Source organism: Rhodococcus sp. EPR-147 (assembly GCF_001647185.1).
Classification (GTDB): Bacteria; Actinomycetota; Actinomycetes; order Mycobacteriales; family Mycobacteriaceae; genus Rhodococcoides.
Genome location: NZ_LVCU01000087.1, coordinates 1 through 2,631 on the forward strand (window position 1 = coordinate 1; position 2,631 = coordinate 2,631).

Annotated in this window: 2 protein-coding genes and 1 pseudogene; all 3 read right to left on the reverse strand. The window is 62.3% G+C overall.

What is annotated here, in order from left to right; all coding sequences use genetic code 11:
- Positions 1 to 175 (reverse strand): annotated as a pseudogene (locus A2J02_RS04445) (GyrI-like domain-containing protein); the annotation flags it as partial.
- A 23-nt stretch (positions 176 to 198) separates the two neighbouring features.
- On the reverse strand, positions 199 to 1,719 hold the full coding sequence (locus tag A2J02_RS04450) for an amidohydrolase family protein (RefSeq protein ID WP_068047311.1): 1,521 nt from the start codon (positions 1,717 to 1,719) through the stop codon (positions 199 to 201).
- A 40-nt stretch (positions 1,720 to 1,759) separates the two neighbouring features.
- Positions 1,760 to 2,631: cytosine permease (locus tag A2J02_RS04455; protein ID WP_197477931.1), on the reverse strand; the 872-nt coding region annotated here is incomplete at its 5' end.

Here is a 2,631-nt window from a genome sequence, read left to right on the forward strand (position 1 = left end):
TGACTGCATAGGCCACGGGGTAGAGCGCCCCGATTGCTTCGGCATACTCCGGCGCGGTGTTCGGATCGCCGTGTCCGTCGAGCATCAGGTAGGTCAGCGGCGGAACGACAAGGGTACGAAAGATGTTGTGCCGTGCCGAATATGCGTCGAGCGTCTTCTTGAAATCGACCTTCATGACACCCGCTCCGGCACCGCTGTTCAGACGAGCCACGCGCGTTCGTCGTCGCTGAATCGGTTGACGGTGCCGCGGGTCGCAACCGCTCTGTCGTACATGGCCGCCAGCGCATCCAGCAGGGGCTTGTTCAGCGAATCGAGTGCATTCTGGCGTGCCACGATCTCGTCGAGGCGCTCGGCGAGTTCGGCCAGCACAGCCGACCGGTCGACCGTGGTGACGTGTCCGCCCTCGACGACGATCCGGCCCGCCACGATCACGATATCGATCGAGGAACCGTTCTCGGAATACACCAGTTGCCGGTCGAGCTTCTGCCGAGGCGTGAAAGCCATTGTGTCGAGATCGAAGATCACCAGGTCGGCCTGCATCCCCACCTCCACGGTGCCCACGGTGTCCTGAAGGAACGCACTGCGGGCCCCGCCGACGGTGCCTGCATGTAGTACCTCGTCCACCGTGGGCCAGGTGGTGAAGTCCGGGTTGGTCACCTTGTGCAGCAGCGCAGCAGCTTTCACGACGTCGAGCATGCGGGGAGAATCACTGCTCGAGCATCCGTCGGTTCCCAACCCGAGGTTCACGCCTGCGGTACGCAGGGCATGCCACGGGGCGATTCCCGATCCGAGCTTGAGATTCGAGATCGGATTGTGCGAAATCGACGTACCCGCCGTGGCGATCATCGACATGTCGTCTTCGGTCAGCCAAATGCCATGCGCCAGGGTGGTATTGGGCGACAGTGCGCCGATCCGACCCATGTATTCCACCAGGGAGCCGCCGTACATCTCCGTTCCCGTGACCAACTGAGTCTTGGTCTCGAGGACGTGAATATGGCATTCGGCGTCGAATTCGGCCGCCAACTGCGTGGCACCGACCAGAAGCTCCGCACCGCACCGTTGCGGTGCGGACGGCGCGACCATGTATCGCAGACGCCCGTTGCCTCGACCGTGATACTGCTCGAATGCTTTCCTGCTGAATGCGAGGTACTCCTGCGTGGTGGGAACCGGATGCGACCGAATCTCGGCCGTGACCTCCGGCGACAGATGATCGGCGATGAACGGCACAGTATCGACGAACGGTTTGCTGATCACGTGTCCGGAAATGTTCGCTCGGATGCCGATCTCCTCGTAGGCGTCGAACACCGCCGACAGTTGCGCCCAATCCTGAGTCGGGTTCTCGAGAACGTCGTCGACGATCGTCGTCACGCCCGCTTCGAGGGACTCGATTGCGAACAACGTGCTGCGCAGACGAACCAGATCGGGTTCGACGCGACTGTCGCCGAGGATCGGATACGCGATGGCCATCCACATCTCGAGGGGCATGTTGTCGTATCTGCCCTTGTAGAACGTCTCCCAGGAATGGGTGTGTGCGTTCACGAATCCCGGTGTCACCAGCCTGTCGCGGCCGTCGATGATCGTATCGCCGTCGCCGGGTTCGAGATCGGCAGCGATTGCAGTGACGACGTCGTTCTCGATCCGGATGCTGCGAACGATCGGTTCGGATCCGGTGGATGCGTCCATGGTGATGACGTGCGCGTTCCTGATGAAGATTCCCATGTTTCCCTCCTCTACTGCGTGGTCGGACATCTGTGTGGAACTATTCGACCCGCTGCGGAACCGGTGCCTGCCCCTCGGGATGTTGCTGACGAATCATCCACTGCCGATGAGATTTTCGGGCGAGAAGGTAGTAGGTCGATGCTGCAGCACTACCGCCGACGAGCCACGAGATGTCGAGACCGCCGAGTGCCCGCGAACCGAACCCCTGCAATGCCGGGACCATGCCGTTGAGGAACATCCAGGTGCCGAAGATTCCCACCCCGAACGCCACGAGCGCACGCCAGTTGACGTCCTGCATCCTCGTCGAGCCCACCTCGTCGAACAGATGGCCGTAGCGGGTGCTGGCACGCTCGAAGACGTAGTAGTGCACCAGCATGATCGCGCCCCATGTCGCCACCCACCCCACCACACCCACGAGCCAGGCGTCGAGGGTCTGCGCCGCATCTTCCTGGAAGACGAAGAACACGCTCGCGGCCAGTGCGAGAACGCCGACGACAAGGTTCAAAGTGCGCCGACTCAACTTGATATCGAGGGCCTGCGCCGTCACACCGAAGCTGTAGACGTTGAGGACGTTCGTGGCGATGGGGCCGTGCAGAACCAACAGCAGCACCGGGATGGCGAGCGCACCGAAGTTCTCCACGATCAGCTTGCCCGGATCGACGGAACCGTTGGTGGTGGCCAACGTCGCGCCGAGCACACCGAGCCACACGACGGGGATCAACTGTCCCAGTGCACTGACCAGGTACAGCTTGCGTCGCGGAACACGCGTACTCACGAAGCGGGAGTAGTCGGCGGCGTAGGTCAACCACGTCAGTCCCCAGCCGATTCCGATGGCCGTCATCACAGCGGACATGGCGACGATGCGCTCGGTGCCGGCCAGCGCAACTCCGTCCGGACCGGAGTAACTCCAGT